Source organism: Nostoc sp. GT001 (assembly GCF_030382115.1).
In the GTDB taxonomy this organism is placed as follows: Bacteria; Cyanobacteriota; Cyanobacteriia; order Cyanobacteriales; family Nostocaceae; genus Nostoc.
This window is the reverse complement of record NZ_JAUDRJ010000003.1, coordinates 2,427,802-2,447,644: the sequence shown is the minus strand read 5'-3', so window position 1 is coordinate 2,447,644 and position 19,843 is coordinate 2,427,802. Positions and strand designations below refer to the sequence as shown.

At 43.0% G+C, this 19,843-nt stretch carries 18 protein-coding genes and 1 pseudogene; 9 read left to right on the top strand and 10 right to left on the bottom strand.

Annotated elements, in window-relative coordinates; all coding sequences use genetic code 11:
* Positions 1-39 precede the first annotated feature (39 nt).
* Positions 40-350 (top strand): annotated as a pseudogene (gene rbp, locus QUD05_RS13360) (RNA-binding regulator).
* A gap of 195 nt (positions 351-545) precedes the next feature.
* Positions 546-1,268: a hypothetical protein gene (locus QUD05_RS13355; protein ID WP_289796478.1), complete on the top strand. Its 723-nt coding sequence runs from the start codon at positions 546-548 to the stop codon at positions 1,266-1,268.
* A gap of 80 nt (positions 1,269-1,348) precedes the next feature.
* Here the strand turns inward: QUD05_RS13355 and QUD05_RS13350 are convergent, their stop codons facing one another.
* From QUD05_RS13350 to QUD05_RS13325, 6 genes are all read right to left on the bottom strand, one after another.
* Complete coding sequence (locus QUD05_RS13350) at positions 1,349-2,236, bottom strand: hypothetical protein (protein ID WP_289796477.1); 888 nt, start codon at positions 2,234-2,236, stop codon at positions 1,349-1,351.
* Positions 2,237-2,284: 48 nt separating this feature from the next.
* Positions 2,285-2,794 carry a hypothetical protein gene (locus tag QUD05_RS13345; protein ID WP_289796475.1) on the bottom strand — a complete coding sequence of 170 codons (510 nt, stop codon included), beginning with the start codon at positions 2,792-2,794 and terminating at the stop codon, positions 2,285-2,287.
* A gap of 244 nt (positions 2,795-3,038) precedes the next feature.
* The gene (gene psbA / locus QUD05_RS13340; RefSeq protein ID WP_289796474.1) at positions 3,039-4,121 is read right to left on the bottom strand and encodes a photosystem II q(b) protein; all 1,083 of its coding nucleotides are present in this window, start codon (positions 4,119-4,121) and stop codon (positions 3,039-3,041) included.
* 254 nt (positions 4,122-4,375) lie between these two features.
* Positions 4,376-5,050, bottom strand: a complete 675-nt coding sequence (locus tag QUD05_RS13335; protein ID WP_289796473.1) for a DUF2834 domain-containing protein — start codon at positions 5,048-5,050, stop codon at positions 4,376-4,378.
* A gap of 106 nt (positions 5,051-5,156) precedes the next feature.
* Positions 5,157-6,308: an HrcA family transcriptional regulator gene (locus QUD05_RS13330; RefSeq protein ID WP_289796472.1), complete on the bottom strand. Its 1,152-nt coding sequence runs from the start codon at positions 6,306-6,308 to the stop codon at positions 5,157-5,159.
* Positions 6,309-6,774: 466 nt separating this feature from the next.
* Positions 6,775-7,107 carry a rhodanese-like domain-containing protein gene (locus tag QUD05_RS13325; RefSeq protein WP_289796471.1) on the bottom strand — a complete coding sequence of 111 codons (333 nt, stop codon included), beginning with the start codon at positions 7,105-7,107 and terminating at the stop codon, positions 6,775-6,777.
* Positions 7,108-7,266: 159 nt separating this feature from the next.
* Between QUD05_RS13325 and QUD05_RS13320 the strand changes: the two genes are divergently transcribed.
* From QUD05_RS13320 to cysE, 3 genes are all read left to right on the top strand, one after another.
* Entirely contained in the window at positions 7,267-8,928 is a 1,662-nt protein-coding gene (locus QUD05_RS13320) for a DUF3352 domain-containing protein (protein ID WP_289796470.1), read from the top strand.
* Positions 8,929-9,231: 303 nt separating this feature from the next.
* Positions 9,232-9,723 carry a hypothetical protein gene (locus QUD05_RS13315; RefSeq protein WP_289796469.1) on the top strand — a complete coding sequence of 164 codons (492 nt, stop codon included), beginning with the start codon at positions 9,232-9,234 and terminating at the stop codon, positions 9,721-9,723.
* Between the two features lie 242 nt (positions 9,724-9,965).
* Positions 9,966-10,730, top strand: coding sequence for a serine O-acetyltransferase (gene cysE, locus QUD05_RS13310; protein WP_289796468.1), 765 nt, complete (start codon positions 9,966-9,968; stop codon positions 10,728-10,730).
* A gap of 92 nt (positions 10,731-10,822) precedes the next feature.
* Here cysE and QUD05_RS13305 read toward each other — a convergent pair whose 3' ends face one another.
* Entirely contained in the window at positions 10,823-11,407 is a 585-nt protein-coding gene (locus QUD05_RS13305) for an Npun_F5749 family FMN-dependent PPOX-type flavoprotein (protein WP_289796467.1), read from the bottom strand.
* Positions 11,408-11,610: 203 nt separating this feature from the next.
* Between QUD05_RS13305 and QUD05_RS13300 the strand changes: the two genes are divergently transcribed.
* The 4 genes from QUD05_RS13300 (at position 11,611) to QUD05_RS13285 (ending at position 17,179) form a co-directional block, all read left to right on the top strand.
* On the top strand, positions 11,611-11,937 hold the full coding sequence (locus QUD05_RS13300; protein WP_289796466.1) for a hypothetical protein: 327 nt from the start codon (positions 11,611-11,613) through the stop codon (positions 11,935-11,937).
* A complete protein-coding gene (locus QUD05_RS13295; RefSeq protein WP_289796464.1) occupies positions 11,938-15,930 on the top strand; it encodes a tetratricopeptide repeat protein in 3,993 nt (1,330 codons plus the stop codon).
* Between the two features lie 24 nt (positions 15,931-15,954).
* Entirely contained in the window at positions 15,955-16,080 is a 126-nt protein-coding gene (locus QUD05_RS13290; protein ID WP_289796463.1) for a hypothetical protein, read from the top strand.
* Positions 16,081-16,759: 679 nt separating this feature from the next.
* A complete protein-coding gene (locus QUD05_RS13285) occupies positions 16,760-17,179 on the top strand; it encodes an endonuclease domain-containing protein (protein WP_289796462.1) in 420 nt (139 codons plus the stop codon).
* 61 nt (positions 17,180-17,240) lie between these two features.
* Here QUD05_RS13285 and QUD05_RS13280 read toward each other — a convergent pair whose 3' ends face one another.
* The 3 genes from QUD05_RS13280 to ccsB form a co-directional block, all read right to left on the bottom strand.
* Entirely contained in the window at positions 17,241-17,915 is a 675-nt protein-coding gene (locus tag QUD05_RS13280; RefSeq protein WP_289799956.1) for a Uma2 family endonuclease, read from the bottom strand.
* A gap of 151 nt (positions 17,916-18,066) precedes the next feature.
* On the bottom strand, positions 18,067-18,375 hold the full coding sequence (locus QUD05_RS13275; RefSeq protein ID WP_289796461.1) for a KGK domain-containing protein: 309 nt from the start codon (positions 18,373-18,375) through the stop codon (positions 18,067-18,069).
* 401 nt (positions 18,376-18,776) lie between these two features.
* Entirely contained in the window at positions 18,777-19,838 is a 1,062-nt protein-coding gene (gene ccsB / locus QUD05_RS13270) for a c-type cytochrome biogenesis protein CcsB (RefSeq protein ID WP_289796460.1), read from the bottom strand.
* Positions 19,839-19,843 lie beyond the last annotated feature (5 nt).

Genomic DNA, 19,843 nt, shown 5'->3' with positions numbered 1-19,843 from the left:
GAATTTAACTCTCTACACTCCCTGAATTCGGAGATTTCTATGTCAATTTACGTCGGAAACCTGTCCTATCAGGTTACAGAAGAGGACCTAAAGCAGGCTTTTGCAGAATACGGAACAGTAAATCGTGTTCAACTACCCACAGATCGGGAAACAGGCGGCCGCGTGGGTTCGCTTTTGTGGAAATGGAATCAGACACACAAGAACAAGCTGCCATAGATGCACTTGACGGTGCTGAGTGGATGGGACGTGATTTGAAAGTGAACAAAGCTAAACCTCGTGAGGAAAGAAGCGGTTCTCCTCGTGGTAGCTGGGGTGGCGGTAATGCCCGCCGCAACAATAATCGCTACTAAGTCAATTCGTTAAAGTTTCACATCTAGAGTCTCCAGCAGAATAAAGCCAAAGGCTTTATTCTGCTGGAATATTTTATTTGGTATCTAACCTTGAAGTATTCATCCACATGTATTCTTCCTCTATCTCCATACCTATAAAGTTAAAGTATTGTAGATATTATTAGCCTGCAATCCCTGGCTCTGGATTTTGAAAAAATGTTACGACTTTATCATTTATTACTAGGCTCTATTTTGCTGGTGTCAATACCGATAGGAGCCAAATTTGTTCTACCCCAATTTTCTCCACCCAAAGTAGTAAAAGCTCCTACCGTTGCCAAACTTCCCAACTCTAATCAGGGAAATATCTGGCAGAAAATCCTGGGAAGTGCTGCTGCTCCAACTAACTGGCAAGTTACTCCCTGTGAAGGAAATGCACCTCTGTTGTGTGTCTCCTCCCAAGGAAAACGTTTGGGTACAGTTGAGATTAACATTTACCCACTAGCAAACAATGAAGATTTCCGAAAAAAACTCTTAGCAGCTGGTATTCCAACTACTTCCCAAGTAAACTACCAAAATTCCAAGTACCAAACCCAGGTTTTACCAGTACTTAAGACTTGGGTTGTAGATCACTACGCTGCGTTTGCGAAAGATCGTCAGGGTAAATATGGAAAACAGATTACATTCTCAGCTTACCCACCGCAATCAGTACCCATTGGTAAGCTTCAAGGAATCCGCTATGGGTTTGCCGGATTTAAGCAACAAGGTGGAGTACAAGAGCAACATATCGGTCATGTTGCCTTTGATGGCAGTAAACTTTACGTAATTACTACTGCATTTGACACAGGTACGCAAACAGGTACTTTTGATAAACTGGAAAACTTGGCTATTTTTCAACCTTACTTGTATGCGATGGCAGCAGATTTGCATTTACCCCAATAGGCCTTAGGTTAGGAGGTTACAGGTAATAGGGAATAATTTGTCCCCTGTAACCTTGTAACCTTCTTCAATCACCCATCAACCTAAATCTCAGCCACCGCGCGTTCAATCAAGCGATGTGCTAAAGTTTGCGTCCCAGTGTGTTCATAATAATTTGTTGCTACATCCAGGAATGCTGCGAGGTAGTCCAACTTGTCATCAGCAATATCGGTAAAACTTTGCAAGTTGTGGACAACCTTTTGCGGCGTTAAATTATTGGCGCTAACCAACCCACTCATCCAACCTTTAACAGAGTCAAAGCTTTCGCCGATAAAGTTAAGTTTACTGCCAGCATTGTTCCCTGGAATCACATCTTTGATGTTTTGGAAAGTCGAGTTTTGTTCTAACTCCTGTGGATTTGTTTGATTCAGCCCAGATATCGCTTTGCTGATAAAATCTGGGCCTAAAGGTATCAAACCATCAACGCAAACTAACGCCACCATGCGGATCAGTGACTCACCACTATACTCTCCTAAAGAGGCGACAAAATCCCCAATACTGTCTCCCGGAATGCCGTTAATTTGACAGAAGGCTACCAACTCAGCCACTAATTTTAATGTCAAATCAATGGTTTGGGCTTTATCTGGTTTGGGAGTGACAGAGTTTAAAAAACCCAACAGAGGAATTTTTTCGCCGACTTTGTTAGCTAAAGCTGCTGCACCAAGCGCTTTATCGGTATTATCAACAGTTTGATATAACCACAAGGCTCTTTGGTATCCTTGGGATTTATCATTAAATAGATAAATCGCTCTTTCGCCAATTTGCTGAATTAAATCTTCGTCGTCTTCGCCAGTGACTTTCTTGATAGTGTTGACAAAGCCGACGGTATTTTGCCACTCTCCAGGAGCAACAAAATCGAGAGACTTCAACATAGAAACAGTCAAGCCGCCAGTTGGCAATTGATCAACCAACTCAACAATCGATTTGCTCACAAAAATCTCCTTATTTAGGTTTTATGATCTGAATGTTAGTAGTGGAAATCATTTCAGGTTAGCCAAACCATTAAGATTAAACTTCTCTAACCAATCTTCGCGATCGCTAGCTGTAAATGATGAATCACGAGAAAGTGCTTTTACTTGGTACTTACCTACCAAAATTGCAGTTTGCGTTTTACCAACTTCTACTGCGGGATAACCGCCAATTTTTTTAGTGCTTTTCGAGAACTTTGCCGCTGCACTGGGTGTGCTAGTGGTATCAGAAATAGACAGCACCGCTATATCTTTACCGCCTTTTTTCAACTTTGCTTCCGCAAAGCCTTTTTTCTCTTGGGTATAGACGCGTTGGTAGCCATCACCAGCTCTTGGGAAAAGTTTATTAAATTCGCTACCCTGAGTTGCGGTTTTAGCTACCGATTGACCGCTTTTTTGTTGAGTGCTTTCTTTTTGTGCCTGGTCAAAACGTCCAGGTGTTTTTGGACTACAGGCTGTTGTCAGTAGTACCACTGACAGCAACAAAGCGGCTACTACCCTACGCCCACGGTGTAAAATCATTTTTGGCTTCTCCTTATACTTGAGCTTTGAGGCTATTATCTACGCTGCTAGCAATTATTACTCGTTATGACCCGTTATTAATTGTAAAATTTACTTTTTGATATTATTTCCTAAGTTCTCAACTATAACGATCATTTTTGCACTTTAAATTAACGTAGCAATTAACCCAATGCAAAAACGCCCCCCTTTTGGGAGAGCGTCTTTTATTTATAGAAAATCGTGAAGAGCGTATCTCAGATTATGATTAACCGTTGATAGCAGGAGCAGTAAGAGCAACAGGAGCAGAATCGCCAGCAGCCAAATCGAGAGGGAAGTTGTGAGCATTGCGCTCGTGCATTACTTCCATACCCAGGTTAGCCCGGTTGATTACATCCGCCCAAGTTGCAATCACACGACCTTCAGAGTCAATGATTGATTGGTTGAAGTTGAAACCGTTCAAGTTGAACGCCATTGTGCTTACACCCAAGGCGGTGAACCAGATGCCGATTACAGGCCATGCTGCGAGGAAGAAGTGCAGTGAACGGCTGTTGTTGAAGGAAGCGTATTGGAAGATTAACCGACCGAAGTAGCCGTGGGCTGCAACGATGTTGTAGGTTTCTTCTTCTTGACCGAATTTGTAACCGTAGTTTTGTGACTCGGTTTCGGTGGTTTCACGAACTAAGGAGGAAGTTACGAGTGAACCGTGCATTGCTGAGAACAAACTTCCGCCGAATACACCTGCTACACCTAGTTGGTGGAAGGGGTGCATCAAGATGTTGTGTTCTGCTTGGAACACGATCATGAAGTTGAAGGTTCCTGAGATACCTAAAGGCATACCATCAGAGAATGAACCTTGTCCGATTGGGTATACCAAGAATACTGCACTTGCTGCTGCTACTGGTGCTGAATATGCAATCGCAATCCAAGGACGCATTCCTAAGCGGTAGGATAGTTCCCATTCACGTCCCATGTAGCAGAATACGCCTATCAGGAAGTGGAAGATTACCAATTGGTAAGGACCACCGTTGTATAACCACTCATCTAAGGATGCTGCTTCCCAAATTGGGTAGAAGTGTAAACCGATAGCGTTGGAGGAAGGTACTACTGCACCGGAAATTATGTTGTTTCCGTATATCAAGGAACCTGCTACTGGTTCGCGGATTCCATCGATGTCAACGGGAGGAGCGGCGATGAAGGCGATTACGAAGCAAGCTGTTGCGGCTAGCAAGGTTGGAATCATTACTACGCCGAACCAACCGATGTAGATCCGGTTGTTGGTGCTGGTGATCCATTCACAGAATCGATCCCATACGTTAGCGCTTGAGCGCTGTTGTAAGGTTGTTGTCATTGTTTTATAAATGCGATTATTTGCGGATGAATTNAGGTAGGTTTGACTACCTGTTACACATCTTAAAGAATTTATTTCGTTTTGTAAAGTACTTTCAGAAAAAACTTTCTCTTGGGATTTACCCACCCGCAGAAAATCCCCAAACCTATGAAAAAGCGGGGACTTTGGGTGATATCACTTTGGATTTTAGACTTTCCTGCGGAACGCTACGCTCAGTCGAACGATTTTGGATTGTGAAAAATGTACTTTATTCTTCAATTAGTTGCTGGCTGCTTGGATATGGACTCTATACCCACTTCCGGTAAAGATGGACGCACAGATAAATAAACCAATGGGCCGAATAGTGGTGTCAACGCTATTAACCAGAAAAACTGGGGATTTTTCCAACCGCGACGCGCCATATCATCCCCCAGCAATGTGGGAAATAATAGGGAGAGTAAACAAAAATCTATACTCATCACATGGATGAAGCGGTTAGTTTGCCACTCTTGCACAAAACTGCGCCAATCTCCTTCTCTTAAACCGTAGGCAACTAGAATAACTGTGCCTACCGTCAACACAAAACCAGTCACACGAGAATCTAGCAACTTGAGCAATATATTCTTTTGACCGAGAAACTGATTATTTGGTTCTCTAAGAGCTAAGTACGGCAACAATGCAAAAGCACCAACTCCGAAAGAGGCAGTAACAAACAGCCAAGCAGGTATTTTTTGTCCTCTACCATCAATAAAGACTACTGCGCTGTAAATAAGAGGCCAGATACCCATGAGGTTGAATAGTGCTATGACTAACGGGTTAACCCCTTGCCACTGGCCAATAGAAAGGTTTTTAATTAACTCCAATGTACCGGGTTTATCGGGAGGCGCGAGGAAAAAAGCATAGACCACAAATCCTAGCCACAGCAAGCCAAAGGCAATTTTTCTAACCATGAAAGAGTTAAAAAGTATTAATTATTGATTTTGCCACTATAAAATTCGGTTTATCTACCTGCTATGGTATTGTTCTTTCGTTTAAACCTGTAGCAGGTTGTCTCTATTAGGGATTGAAATAACTGAAAGCTTCTGAGAGGTAATCAGCAGCAGATGCTACTACTGCGATCGCACTTTCATAATCTAGGCGCGTTGGCCCCAAAACTCCCACACTTCCTACGGGTATCGAACCACGGCGATAGTTAGAAGAAATCAAGGTGCAGGTGCGTATCGGTTCTAATGGATTTTCTGCGCCAATGCGAACCGTTACCTTGGACTTACCACCATCCTCTGGTTCTGGTTCTTCAAATATTAATCGCCACAGTTGGTCTTGTTCTTCTTCCAGCAGGTGGATAATTGTTTGTACTTGCTGTAACTGGGAAAATTCTGGCTGGCGCAAAACCTCTGACACACCCCGAACCATAATTTGGGTTGCAGTCGGCGCGAGAGTGCGACGAGTCAATTCGGCAACTGAGTTTTTCAAAAATTCCCCGTAGCGTTGGAACTCCTGATCTAGTTCGCTCCAGTTGAGATTGGCTAATTCCAAGAGACTTCGCCCCCGCAAGTGGGTATTCAAAAAGTTAGAAACAATCTGCAACTCGCGATCGATTACCTCTGAATCCCGCTGGGTTTCTTCTGGTGTGGGCGACAAATCCATCAATTTAGAATGTGTCTCATAACCATCAGTCACCACAATCAGCATGATCCGCCCAGCTTCAATTTGCACTAATTGCAGATGTCGCAATAGCGCTGTAGTCGTTTGCGGCATAGTGATCAAGCTAATGCAACCACTCAAGGTTGCTAAAATCTGCGCGGCTCCTTGCAGTAGGGTTTCTAAACTTCGATCTTGCCACTGTAGCTGCTTTTGCAATGCTACCTCTACTTCTCGCCCTAAAGTTTCCGTACCACTTTGTGGAAGCAAGCTACGCGTAGCATCTGTCTGCGACACGCTACGTGAACGCAGAGAAGGTGTAATTAGCTGGTCAACATAAATGCGATACCCTGAATCTGAAGGTACACGTCCAGCAGAAGCGTGTGGTTGGTAGAGCAATCCAGACTTTTCTAAAACGCCCATCACATTGCGAATTGTCGCCGAGCTTACGCCCAGATCGTACTCCTCAACTAAAGCCTTTGAACCAACAGGCTCTGCCGTTGCAATGTAGTGACGTACCGTTGCCCAAAGTATATGCTGTTGTCGATTTGTTAACTGAACTTCCATTATGGTATGTTTTGCTGAAGGCAAATTTTAATCAAACTCTCAAGAAATTTGTGGATTTAATCGAAAACAGAAAATATTAATAATTTATTAAGGTATCAAATTATATAACTATATTATGATAAGTATTTTTAAAGTTTATGTACAAAGCATTTTTTAAGATTAGGGTTGAAATACTAGCTCAATTTTTTTGCAAAAGCTGCTAGTTATAATGTACCCTTCCGATGCTTTTTTCTAACCGTACTTTTGCATAAATTTCTGCTTGCAACAGTATTATTAGATACGTATTTATTGCAAGGGCTACTACCGAACTGTAATTTAGAGCAATCCAACATTTTTGTGCAGATGTACTTGATGCCCAAATCTTAAACTTTTCGGCAAGCCTCTAAATTGATGTACTTCTATCTTTAGCATAGCAAATGTCAGATGGAAGAGTAAGTTCCATCTGAATGACGTATCCGAGCAGAAGTTAATACTGGGGAATTGAAGGGTCTACTAGTTGTGAATAGGCATCAATACCACCCGAAATATTTTGCACATTTGTAAAACCTTGAGCAATCAACCACTGGCACATTTGGGCAGAGCGGATGCCGTGGTGGCATAACACCAAGGTTTCGGCTTCGGGATTGAAGAGGGTAGGTACTTGATCTCCCCATTCGGTAAATTGACTTAAAGGCAGGTTGACAAAGCCCTCAATGCTAGCGATCGCCAATTCTCCTGGTTCACGCACATCTACTAGCTGAATACTCGCATCACTAGAAGAAAGACGTTGCGCCAGTTCTTCTACACTAATTTGGTTCATGGGNNNACTAAAAGAATTCCCGATAAACAGTCCTAATCCTATNTTATGGTGACAGAAAATCTCTGCCTTTGCATGAGTATCCATTCTCAAGGGGGTTGATTAATTCTGCTAGGCTTTCTGCTTAAATGGCTGTAAACCGTCTTTTTTAATAGGTTTAATGTGAATAGGCAACGTTCATTTATTAGTTTTATTGTCGCTGGGGCGATCGCACTGCTAGTAATTGCGATCGCAGGCTTTTACTGGTTTTTCGCTAAAAGTCCGGCTAACCTCATTGCTTCTAGCTCTGGGCCTGGTGCAGCCATATTCGTGTCGAAACTTTCCCCTGCAATGGTTTCACTATTGACGAATCCTGACCGTTTGCAGGCGTTGGAGCGCGAAGAGGAACTATCTAAACTCAAAACCAGTTTATTCGCCAAGAGTGGCATAGATTACAAACAAGACATTCAACCCTGGTTAGGGGATGAAATTACATTAGCTATCACTACCTTAGATATTGATCGCGATCCAGAAAACGGACAACAGCCAGGGTATTTGTTGGCATTAGCAACCAAGCAACCGGAGAAAAGCCGCGAGTTTGTCGAATTGTTGTTTTCTAAACGAGCATTAGCTGGGGCAAACTTAGCTGTTGAACAATATAAAGGTGTAAAACTGATTTCTGACAATTCTCAACCAGAACAAGACTTGCTTGCTGGTGCTGTTGTCGGTGAAGGCTTTGTCTTATTTGCCAACGATCCGAAAGTACTACGAGATGCTATCAACAACGTCCAAGCGCCCGATTTGAATTTAACTAGCTCACCCGAATACCAAAAAGCTACCAAAGAACGGCTCAAAGGGGGATTAGCTGTAGCTTTCTTGAATCTTCCCATCGTGGCAAAATGGCAAGGCTTAGAGTTATCAGAACAACTTTATAACAGCCAAATTATATCCTTGGTGTTAAATCCTAAAGGATTGCTGGCAGAAACCACCATTTTGACTTCATCGGAAATTGTCCCTCCATCTGCACCACTATCTAAACCTGTGGGAGCATTGCAATATGTTCCAGCATCCGCAGGTTTAGCAATTTCCGGCTCGAATTTGAGTAATTTGGCTGGCAGTGATTTAGCTAAACTCTGGAGACAAGCCACAGCAACTATATATGGTTCTGGGGAAGATGTGGTTTCTCGGTTAGCAAAACCTTTGGCAGATGTTCAAAAACGCTGGGGTATAAACTTACCAGAGGATATTTTTAGCTGGGTACAAGGAGAATATGCCATAGCATTGTTACCTGCGAAAGAGCAAACAACTCCTCATTGGATTTTTGTGGTGGAAAAATCTGAGAGTGTGGAAAAAGGTGTTGCTCGATTAGATGTGATCGCCTCATCAAATGGACTCAGCATTAATCCCTTAACTATAGACAAGCAAAAAATCTCTGCTTGGACAGAGTTAACTACGGCTACAAAAAAAAGTGATGTTAAAGAGGGAACATCCTTCAGTATTGAAACAAAAGTGTTGGGATTACATACAAACTTAGGAAATTACGAAATTTTCACCTCTGACTTAGAAACGATGGATGAAATCCTCACATCCAAGGATAATTCCTTAATTGACAATCCCAATTTCAAAGATAGTATCGCGGCAATTCCCTTACCAAACCAAGGTTATGTATATCTTGACTGGACAAAGAGCCAGAATTTGTTAGAGCGTCAAGTACCGATTCTCAAACTAGTGGAAGTCTTAGGGAAACCGTTTTTTAATAATCTGCGATCGCTCACAGTCAGTAGTTATGGAACTGACACGCGATCGCTCAAAGGTGGTGTCTTCTTCAAACTCCATAATTCGTGAGATTAAAGGTAAAGGTAAAAGAATTTTTTACCTTTACCTTCTGTACTTTCTTGCCTCATCACATTTACGTAGATTTTATGTAATATTTACTAGCTAATAGTTTGATTACCAAAATTCCTCACTCGGATGCGATTGTATGCTGCTGTCGAGATTCAGAAATAACCTAGCAATTAGCTGTCCACTTTCCAAAACATTAACTGTGGCACATTTGAATGTGGCACATCCAACTGAAATTTCACTGGATTTTTTTCACTAGAATATGTATATATCATCACTACTTTAAAAGCCTGTTGGAGGGCTACTATGAAATACCGTCGCCCCCGACTTCAGTTTAAAAGCAGTTGGCTATTGGCTATACTTACCGCCATCACAGCTACCCCTGCAATAGCACAGACAGCGAACTTTGGCACTTTGCATTTATCAACAAACTTTGATTCAGCACAAGGAACAGTGCAGGGTTTTACAGGTGGTTCTTACTCATTGTCTGCTATCAGTAACCGCGATCGCGATCAACAAGCCTGTATTGGCTTTGCCGATCCCCAACCAGATCACATTATGGTTTTGGAAAAAGACTTTTCCCAGCTAACAATCCAAGTTGATAGCAACAACAACGACACCACTTTAATCATCCAAGGCCCAGACAAAACAACAATTCGTTGCGGCGATGATACTGGTAAAAGTAAAGATGCTAGCGTTAGCGATCGCGACTGGAAAAGGGGCACTTATCGGATTTGGGTAGGTACATTTAACCCTGGAGTCAAGCGGGATTATACTCTCAAAGTAGAGCAGCAGTAAATTGGGGAGTGGGAAGTTAGGAGTTAGGAGTCAATTAATAACTAATTCCCAATTCCCTATACTTCTCTACGAGAGGCTGCACCCGAAGCGAAGCTATGCCGCAGGCTTTACGACTGCGCGGTAGTTGAGCGCAGTCGTAACTCAGTACAAGTTCCCCATTCCCAATTCCCAATTTTTACGTACAACACCTGAGAGGATAATATGGGAGTGTAGCTTGTTGTGCTTTCCGAGGGTGCTATCTCGTGCTATCTATACTGCGTGCTGACTTTCGTATCATATTTGAACGTGACCCAGCTGCCCGTAACTGGTTGGAAGTTTTATTTTGTTACCCTGGTTTGCAAGCCCTATTATTCCATAGGCTGGCTCACTGGCTGTATAATGTTGGTCTTCCCTTTATTCCGCGCCTGATTTCTCACTTGGCTCGGTTTTTGACTGGAATTGAAATCCACCCTGGTGCAACAATTGGGCAAAGTGTGTTTATTGACCACGGGATGGGTGTAGTAATTGGTGAAACTGCGATCGTGGGAGACTATGCCCTAATTTATCAAGGTGTCACCCTTGGGGGTACTGGTAAAGAATGTGGTAAGCGCCATCCTACTGTGGGTGAAAATGTCGTAGTCGGAGCTGGAGCGAAGGTACTGGGCAATATCCAAATTGGCAATAATGTCCGTATTGGTGCTGGTTCTGTTGTTCTCAGAGATGTGCCTTCAGACTGTACTGTGGTAGGTGTGCCTGGGCGCATTATGTATCGTTCTGGAGTTAGAGTTTCACCTCTTGAACACAATAACTTACCAGATTCAGAAGCTCAAGTAATTCGTGCGTTAGTAGACCGGATTGAAGCATTGGAAGAACAAATACAAACACTTGGGCGCACCAATTCTTCAGAAAAAACTCCTGTTTTAGTGGGTTGTTTAGCAGCGAAAGAGGATGAGCTAATCCACGATACTCGCTGGTGCAACCTCAAGGATAAGACTATCCAGGAATTTCTAGATGGTGCTGGCATTTAAAAAGTGAGAAATAAAAATCATAAATGCAGGTTTGCAGTTTCCAACTCCTAACTCCTGTAGAGACGCAATTAATCGCGTCTCTACTCAAATATTTAAGGATTAATCGCTTGGCTAGACCACTCTTGCTGCTCATTACGGTGGTAAAGACATCGATTTTGTGGTTCGCCGCGTAATTCTAAGTGATCGACCTGCACCGGATCGAGTAGCAGTAAACAAAAATTAGGTACTGGCTGCACGGGTTCGGGTGCTGGTGGTGCAAAAGCTTCTGGGTTGTCAACTCTGAGTTTTCCAGGATGTGGCCAAGCAAACTGTAAACGCGCCGCCTCACTTAATTCTTGCCACATTGCAATCCGCGCTGGCTGTAAATTCTGGTCATAATCATCACCGCTGACCAGGGTTAAACAGCCAGTGATGCGAAATTGTTCTCGTGTATTGGGGAAGTACCAGCAAACTTCTGCCCAAGGTTGTTGCTGTATCTGATCGGCTTTGGCGCTACGGTTATCGGTGATAAATTTTAGCTGGTTTGTATCTTCTAAAAAGCCGCGAAAGACTAGGGTACGATTGGCGGGGCGACCATTCGCTTGTAGCGTTGCTAGTTGCAGGTAACGGGCATAAACAAGACTACGGTTGCGATGGAGTGCATGAGCGATCGCACTTCGCCAAGGAGCAAGAGACATATCAATTAAAAATTAAAAATTAAAAGTTAAAAATGAAGAAAGTCAGATTTAATCTGGGTTTCTAGGTTTGGGTCTGTTGTCTTATTTTAGACAATTGGTACAACACTAAGTAAATAATTTTGCTGTCTCTGTGTCTTTGGGTGAGTATTATCCTTATTTCAACGCAGAATATACAGTATGTTGTATAAATTCGCAGATGAGCTATGGCAGAAATTCAAGTTGGAATTGAAGGGGAAGGCGCACCAGCAGCAGCCGAGGCTTTGTTAGAAATTCCTGGAATATCGGGAAGCTATGAAGTTCCGACGCAAAGGGAGGGAACTTTGGCAGCGATCGCTACTATTGTCGGCATTGTGGGTGGTGTTGCGGCTTTAGCTGAACAAATTCGCAAATGGTATCAAGAATGGCATAAATCTCATCCAGGGAAGCAATTTGATGTGGTAATTCTTGACCCTGATACTGGAAACAGGATTTTACTCGAAGAAGCTACTATAGAGGAAATCACGGAAATCCTCAAATCTATCAGCAAATAAGTGCAAACTATCCGCATTCAACTTCGGGAAAGTACGCAGGAAACAGTTGAACTCAGGTATTGGCTGCCTCAAATAAAGCACTATGAATCACGTCGCCTGAAATTAGCAGAAATCGCTGATTTACTCAAGCAAGGTGAACGAGATTACTATAGACTGCTGCCCAATTTACCAGGAATCGGGAAGCAGTTATTTTTTTGGTTGGATGGGGATGGACGGTGGTTGAGTCGGGGAATTGCTAACTGTCGCGGTGAGGGGTTGGTAATTGCTATTGATACCGAGCAAAAACTGGCACATCTCCCTTGGGAAGTGCTGCATGATGGTCAGGATTTTTTGGTGAAGCGGGTTAATCCGGTGGTGTTACCTCTGCGCTGGATTGAGAAAGAAACGGAACCGTTTTCTGTGGAAGCACGACAATTGCGAGTATTGTTTATGGCAACCGACCCGGAAGATGTGCAACCCAAGTTAGAGTTTGAACAGGAAGAAGCGAGAATTCTGGCTGATACGCGAGATTTTGCTGTAGATTTGCGGGTGGAAGAAAGCGGTTGCGTTAGCGAGTTGGGTAAGGTGTGGAGTCGCTATTTTAATGACTTTGATGTGTTTCACCTCACAGGACACGCCTCAATTACGAGTGAAGCACCTTACACGCCTTACTTTATCACTGAGACGGAAATTGGGGAACGCCACGAAACCACAGCCGCAGAACTGGCGGAAGTCTTCCGGTTTCGCTTTCCCAAGTTGGTGTTTTTGTCTGGGTGTCGGACTGGACAAGCACCAGATAAAGGGGCTGTCCCTTCAATGGCTGAGGCGCTAATTGCACAAGGGGCGAGGGCGGTTTTAAGTTGGGGGCGGCCTGTGGAAGATCGGACAGCTACAGCCGCCGCCGCGCACCTCTACGGGAAATTGGCTGCGGGATATCAATTAGCTGAAGCACTCGCTAGCACTTACCAGCAGTTGTTTAAACAGAATGTGCGTGACTGGCATTTGTTACGGTTATATGTCCAGGGAGAATGTCCCGGTGCGTTGGTGGATGTGTTGGGAGATGTGCCACCCTCAGCGCCGGAACCTGCTTATCAACAGTTTTTAGACCCCGATACCCAACTGGTGCGGGTGGCGAAACCCTCTGAGTTTGTTGGGAGACGGCGGACTTTGCAACGTTGTCTCAAAGCTATTCGCACTTCATTAGGGGTACTAATTCACGGACTGGGGGGTGTGGGTAAGAGTACTGTGACGGCGCGACTTCTGGAAAGGATGGTTGGCTATCACAGGCTGGTAAACTTTCGGCAACTGGATGAAGACAAACTGCTCAAAACCCTGGCTGAACAATGTACCTTGGAACGGGGACATGAAATTCTCAATAGCAAGTTACCCTTGATGCAGCGTCTCACTAAGTTTTTCACTGAAGGATTGAATACCGAAAAACAGCGCTTTGCCTTTGTGCTGGATGACTTTGAGGCTAATTTGGAATTACGAAATGGGGTTTATGTCTTGCAACCACAAGTTGTGGATGTACTGCTGGCGTTGCTGAAGGCGATGCAAAATTCCCAACTTCCCCACAAGGTAATTATTACCTGTCGCTACAATTTCACATTGTCGGAACTGAATCATCGTCTGTACCGCGAACCTCTGGGTGCTTTGGGTGGGGCAGATTTAATTAAAAAGTATAATCGTCTGGATTCGTTTAATGGCAGTTGGCAATTTCAGCCAGATTTGCCGGAACGTGCCAAACAAGCAGCAGATGGAAATCCTCGGCTGTTGGAATGGTTAGATCAGATTTTGCAAAATTCCCCGAAGTCGCCGTCAGCGGAGAGGGGAGTTGAGATGATTCTGCAAAAGATGGCTGATAAGGAAAAAGAATTTCGTGAGGATATTTTGGCACAGGAATTGCTGAAGCAGCAAACTCCAGGTTTGCGTCAAATGCTGGGGAAGTTGTTGGTGTATGAGTTACCTGTTCCTCTAGCTGCGATTTCCCCGATTTGTGAGGATATCTCAAGTTGGGAAAGTCATATTCAACGCGCTGAAATTTTGGGTTTGTTGGAAGTTACCCTCACCAACAACACAGAGAGGTTGTATCGGGTTCCCCGGATTTTGTCACCGTTACTAGAGTTTCCAGAAAACCCCAAGGGTGAAGAGTTGTATAAACAAGCTGCACAAATTTTGTATCGCCTGTGGTGGGAAGGGGCGAAAACTGCTACGGAAGCACAAAAGTTAGTAGAAATTCATCGGTTGGGGTTGTTGGGGAAGGATGGAAAAATTGCAGCGAAAATAGCTAGTTCATTGGCGAACCGCTTGTTGCATCAAAGTCGATTTCGGGAAGCAATACATCTGTGCAAATTAACCTTAGAAATTACTAAAAACCATAGTGTTCTTAAAGAAATGGCTTATTGTGAACACCAAATGGGTGAGGTTGATCAAGCATTAAACTATTACCAACAAGCTTTAAATCTTTGTCCCGCAGAAGATGAACGAGGATTAGGTTCAATTTATCATTATTTAGGGATACTAAAAGCCGCTAAAGGGGAAGTGGATGAAGCAATCGCACTCTACAATCAGTCTTTGGAAATAAATGAACGCATTGGTGATGTTCAAACCAAACCCTCGACGTTGCACCAACTAGCAATGATCTACGCCGATAAAGGGGAAGTGGATGAAGCAATCGCACTTTACAATCAGTCCTTGGAAATAAATGAATGCACTGGTAATGTCAAAGGCATAGCGGCAACGTTGCACTGTCTAGGACATATCTACGCCAACAAAGGAGAAATGGATCAAGCAACGGCACTTTTCAATCAGTCTTTGGAAATAAATGAATGCATTGGTGGAAATGTCCAAGGCAAAGCGGCGACGTTGCACCAACTAGCAATGATCTACGCCAACAAAGGAGAAATGGATCAAGCAACGGCACTTTTTAATCAGTCTTTGGAAGTTTTTGAACTCATTGGAGATGTCCAAGGCAAAGCGACGATGTTGAACCAACTGGCAGGTATCTACGCCAAGAAAGGGGAAGTGGATGAAGCGATTGCACTTCTCAATCAGTCTTTAGAAATAAATGAACGCATTGGAAATGTCCAAGGCAAAGCGGTGGCGTTGCACAATCTGGGAATGATGTACACCAACAAAGGGGAAGTAGATGAAGCGATCGCACTCTACAATCAGTCTTTGGAAATAAAACAAAGCATTGGTAATATCAAAGGCATAGCGGCAACTTTGCACCAACTAGCAATGATCTACGCCAACAAAGGGGAAGTGGATGAAGCAATCGCACTTTTCAATCAGTCTTTGGAAGTTTTTGAACGTATTGGTGATGCTTATTGGAAAGGACTAACGTTGCATAATATGGCAAGTATCTACGCCATGAAAGGGGAAGTGGATGAAGCGATAGCACTTTTCTATGAGTCTTTAGAACTTTTTGAACGTATTGGTAATGTCCAATGCAAAGCGACGACGTTGCATGAACTGGGAATGATCTACGCCGACAAAGGAGAAGTAGAACCAGCGATCGCACTTTTGAATCAGTCTTTGGAAGTTTTTGAACCCATTGGTAATCTCCAAAGCAAAGCGGCGATCTTGCACCAACTGGGACATATCTACGCCAAGAAAAGGGAAATCGATGAAGCGATCGCATTTTTCAATCAGTCTTTGGAAATAAAAGAACGCATTGGAGATGTCCAAACCAAAGCGGCGACGTTGCAATCTCTGGGAGTTCTCTACGCCAACAAAGGGGAAATCTACGCCAACAAAGGGGAAGTGGATGAAGCGATCGCACTCTACAATCAGTCTTTGGAAATATTTGAACGCATTGGTAATGTCCAAGGCAAAGCGGCGACGTTGAACAATCTGGGATATATTTACGCCAACAAAGGGGAAGTGGATCAAGCGATCGCACTCTACAATCAATCTTTGGAAATAACTGAACGCATTGGTGATGTCAAAACTAAAGCGGCGACGTTGCACCAACTGGGAATTCTCTACGCTAACAAAGGGGAAGTGGATTAAGCGATCGCACTCTACAATCAGTCTTTGGAAATAAATGAACGCACTGGTAATGCCCAAGGTAAAGCGGCGACATTGTTCAATCAATCTTTGGAAATAACAGAACGCCTTGGTGATGTTCAAACCAAAGCAATGACTTTGTGGTGGTTATGAGGTTTGGCAGAACAGCAGGGTGAATACACTAAAGCGATATCCTATTTGCAACCAGCTTTAGAGATTTTGCAGCTATTGAAGTCACCGGATGCTGAAAGTGTGAGTGCAAGTCTTGATAGGTTAATGCGTAATTCGTAATTCGTAATTCGTAATTACAGGACGGAAAGATTTTTTGTCTCACGCAAGGGCGCAAAGAAGAACGCGAGAGTGTTTTCTTAATAAATGAAAATTGCTGTAATGAGTCTTTGATACTCGCGCGAGAGTCTTTGATACTCGCGAACGAGTCTTTGATACTCGTGAATGAGCCTTTGATACTCGCGAACGAGTCTTTGATACTCGTGAATGAGTCTTTGATACTCGCGGACGAGTCTTTGATACTCGTGGATGAGTCTTTGATACTCGTGGATGAGTCTTGGATACTCGTGGATGAGTCTTGGATACTCGTGGATGAGTCTTTGATACTCGTGGATGAGTCTTTGATACTGATTAACGTACTGTGCAACTTCTTTCTCTCAAACTTAACCCCCAATTTCTTACCTACAAGGGACGCTACCGTGTACACACATCTAGATGCTGTGTAGAATGTGGTTTGATCCCCCTAAATCCCCCTTAAAAAGGGGGACTTTAAGAACTTTTTCCCACCTTTTCAAGGAGTGTAAAGGGATAAACACTAGAAACTATGATGAACAACCTCAACAGTAGCAATTTCCATTTACCTTACAATCCAAAGCTTGTAGAAAGAGCAAAAGAACTTCGCAAAAATATGACCCCAGCAGAAAAAAAGCTGTGGTGTGAATATCTGAGTGATTTTCAATTTCGGGTTTTAAGACAAAGACCAATTAATCATTTTATAGTTGATTTCTACTGTCCTACTTTACAAGTAGTTATTGAAATTGATGGGGATAGCCATTTTACAGATGAAGGTCAAGATTATGACATAGAGAGAACACATATTCTAGAAGGCTATGGTTTAAAGATTATTAGGTTTACAAATAGTCAAGTTTTAAATCAATTTGATAGTGTGTGTGAGCAGATACAGGGTTTAATCCCTCCTAAACTCCCTTTTAAGCAGAAAAATTCTCAAAGTCCCCCTTTTTAAGGGGGATTTAGGGGGATCTAAAACGTTTTGCTACCGACCAGAAGACTTTTAAAACATCCTCTTAGATTAAATCAGGATCTATGCCAAGCGATCGCAACCGTTCTACTAATAATTGGGCGCGTTGTTGGGCAAGTTGTGCTTGTTCTTGTGGTGTTAAAAGCCTTTGTCTTTGCTGATCATACCAATACAACCACTCACGGGGAATACCTAGATAAGTTCCCCTTTCCATGCCAATCGCTAAACCTATCTCTGGCAACCAAACGCGATCGCCATTAAGTAATTCATAAGTATTATTAACTAATTTGTAAACTTCTAAACGTGGCTTGTCGCAACGAAATGGGTTGTAAATTACATAATACAAAAACCCCAATTTTGCATACTCTACTTTCTTAGTTGAGTACTCACTGCGAACTATCTGAGATACCACCTCAAGTACTAATATCGGTAGTTTCTTTTCTTCCCAAAGCACATAACTAGAGCGGAGGTTTTCATCATAAAATCGCTTTACACCCAGACTCAAAAACGCATCTGGGACTATTGCTGGTAAATTTGGGTCGTAATAAATCCCCATACGAATACCAAAAAACCAATCCATGCTATCTGCCCAAGCCATTGCTAATACGCTTCTGAGTAAATCAGGAATTGATTTTTGTAATTGATTATCTACTGGGGTATCGTCAGAGTCAGGTAGCTCTTTTGAAGAGGGCAAACGAGCTAATGGATCGTAATTTACAATGATGAATTTACGTTTCTCAGTTATTAGTACATCTTTATTTTATTAATGAATTTTGATAGCAATTCAACACATCCTAATTTTATTTACAAATATCGAGAAACTCAGAACCCCGACTTCTTCAAGAAGTCGGGGTTCTTTTGCTCATTGGATATTAATTTTCCACTTGCTTGAGCTTTTGAAAAATTTCATCAAGTGGCGACTCAGATTCATCAGGACAAAATTCTAAAGCAAGTCTAACTTTTCCTTTTTTCCATCCCAAAGTACTAAATTGCAAAACTTCACAACTTAATCCTTGGGTATACAAATTTACTTCGTCTGTTTCTTCTGCTCCAACATATTCCTTAATTGCTGTAATCAAATCACGGACTTTAAAAGTTTTGGCAATATTTAACTTATTAAAAGTGTCTGGTTCTATAGACACAACTTCATCATGGTTTAGTATCTCGAATCCATCTTCCATAAAAATCTCCTGTCAATAAATCTATATTTTCTAGAGATATAACAGTTCATCCGAAATAAAATGATAATTTAGTCATTGGTCATTAGTCCTTGGTTATTATCGTAATAATTCGTGTATTGCACAAAGGGGCGAAGAAAAACTCTTCACCCCTCTGCGTTTCAACTTATACCAATTTAATGTGAAGTTGCACATATCTTGATCCCCCTAAATCCCCCTTAAAAAGGGGGACTTTGAATTCCCCCCTTTTTAAGGGGGGCTAGTGGGGATCGAATTCTATGCAGCTTCATAAAGAATTGGTATTAAACACTTAACTCACTATCGTTTTACGCGAGATATTACTAAGTGCTGAGTTATGAGTAAAAGTAAAATACTCAACACTCAGTACTGTCTTGATGAGGTTCTTAAAAAAACCAACCGTAAGAATGCAAACCTTTACCCAAAAGATTTACACCGAGATAGCAAACCCAAACCACAAGCAAGCCAGTGGAGGCTAAAATTGCTGGACGACGCCCTTGCCAACCGCGAGTAATTCTGGCGTGAAGGTAGGCGGCGAATACTAACCAGGTGATTAATGCCCAAGTTTCTTTCGGNTCCCAACTCCAGTAGGAACCCCAGGCTTCGTTAGCCCAAACGCCACCGGCAATGATGCCAATTGTCAGCAGGGGAAATCCTAGTCCGATGATGCGATAGCTGATGTTGTCGAGGGTTTCGGCAAGGCTAAGGCGCTGGGGTGAAAGAGGTACAGCAGATGCTACGGTTTGAGATTCAGGGGTAGTCACTAAATTCAAAACAGCAGTGTTACCGTTACCGTTGCCATTGCTACTAGTTTCAAAACGGGCAAAGCCGTTATTTTCGACAGCGGGGGCTGGTGATTGAGAAATTACTTCAGACGCTTTGTGCAAGCGGTAGCCGTTACTACGATAACCACCAGCACCAACGGAACTGCCTTGTAGTTGGATATTTTGACCGCGAGTGACAATTAAGAAAGCGATCGCTAATAATGAACCCACCATCAAAGCAGAATAACTCAACATCATGACGCTGACGTGCATCATCAGCCAATTTGACTTCAAGGCAGGTACTAGAGGTTCTGACGCTTGCATCTGCGATGGTAGTGTCATAGTAGCAAAAGCAGTAATAGCCATTGCCACCGGAGCTGTTGCAACCCCTACTAAGCGGCTACGGCTACTATTTTCAGCAATCAGATGGACGGCGGTAATTCCCCAAGTTAAGAAAAACAGGGATTCATAGAGATTACTTAAGGGAAAGTAACCAGCTTCGATCCATCGTGCCCCTAATAGAGTCGCAATACTCAAATTTGCGATCGCCATCCCAGCTGTCCCCAAAGCGGCTAGATAAGGCAGATTCGGAAAAGCCGCTCCTCCCCAATACACCAGCATTGTTAGGAATAATATGGCAAAAGACGCATTGTCCAGCCAGTTCTGGAGTACAACCAGATTCATAAAGT

Bases quoted from the DNA above. Each gene is read 5' to 3' on its own strand.
- QUD05_RS13305 (WP_289796467.1), bottom strand. From the start codon at position 11,407: ATGTCTCTTGCTCCTTGGCGAAGTGCGATCGCTCATGCACTCCATCGC.
- QUD05_RS13330 (WP_289796472.1), bottom strand. From the start codon at position 6,308: ATGGAAGTTCAGTTAACAAATCGACAACAGCATATACTTTGGGCAACG.
- QUD05_RS13345 (WP_289796475.1), bottom strand. From the start codon at position 2,794: ATGATTTTACACCGTGGGCGTAGGGTAGTAGCCGCTTTGTTGCTGTCA.
- QUD05_RS13325 (WP_289796471.1), bottom strand. From the start codon at position 7,107: ATGAACCAAATTAGTGTAGAAGAACTGGCGCAACGTCTTTCTTCTAGT.
- QUD05_RS13315 (WP_289796469.1), top strand. From the start codon at position 9,232: ATGAAATACCGTCGCCCCCGACTTCAGTTTAAAAGCAGTTGGCTATTG.
- QUD05_RS13335 (WP_289796473.1), bottom strand. From the start codon at position 5,050: ATGGTTAGAAAAATTGCCTTTGGCTTGCTGTGGCTAGGATTTGTGGTC.
- QUD05_RS13355 (WP_289796478.1), top strand. From the start codon at position 546: ATGTTACGACTTTATCATTTATTACTAGGCTCTATTTTGCTGGTGTCA.
- psbA (WP_289796474.1), bottom strand. From the start codon at position 4,121: ATGACAACAACCTTACAACAGCGCTCAAGCGCTAACGTATGGGATCGA.
- QUD05_RS13275 (WP_289796461.1), bottom strand. From the start codon at position 18,375: ATGGAAGATGGATTCGAGATACTAAACCATGATGAAGTTGTGTCTATA.
- QUD05_RS13300 (WP_289796466.1), top strand. From the start codon at position 11,611: ATGGCAGAAATTCAAGTTGGAATTGAAGGGGAAGGCGCACCAGCAGCA.
- QUD05_RS13285 (WP_289796462.1), top strand. From the start codon at position 16,760: ATGATGAACAACCTCAACAGTAGCAATTTCCATTTACCTTACAATCCA.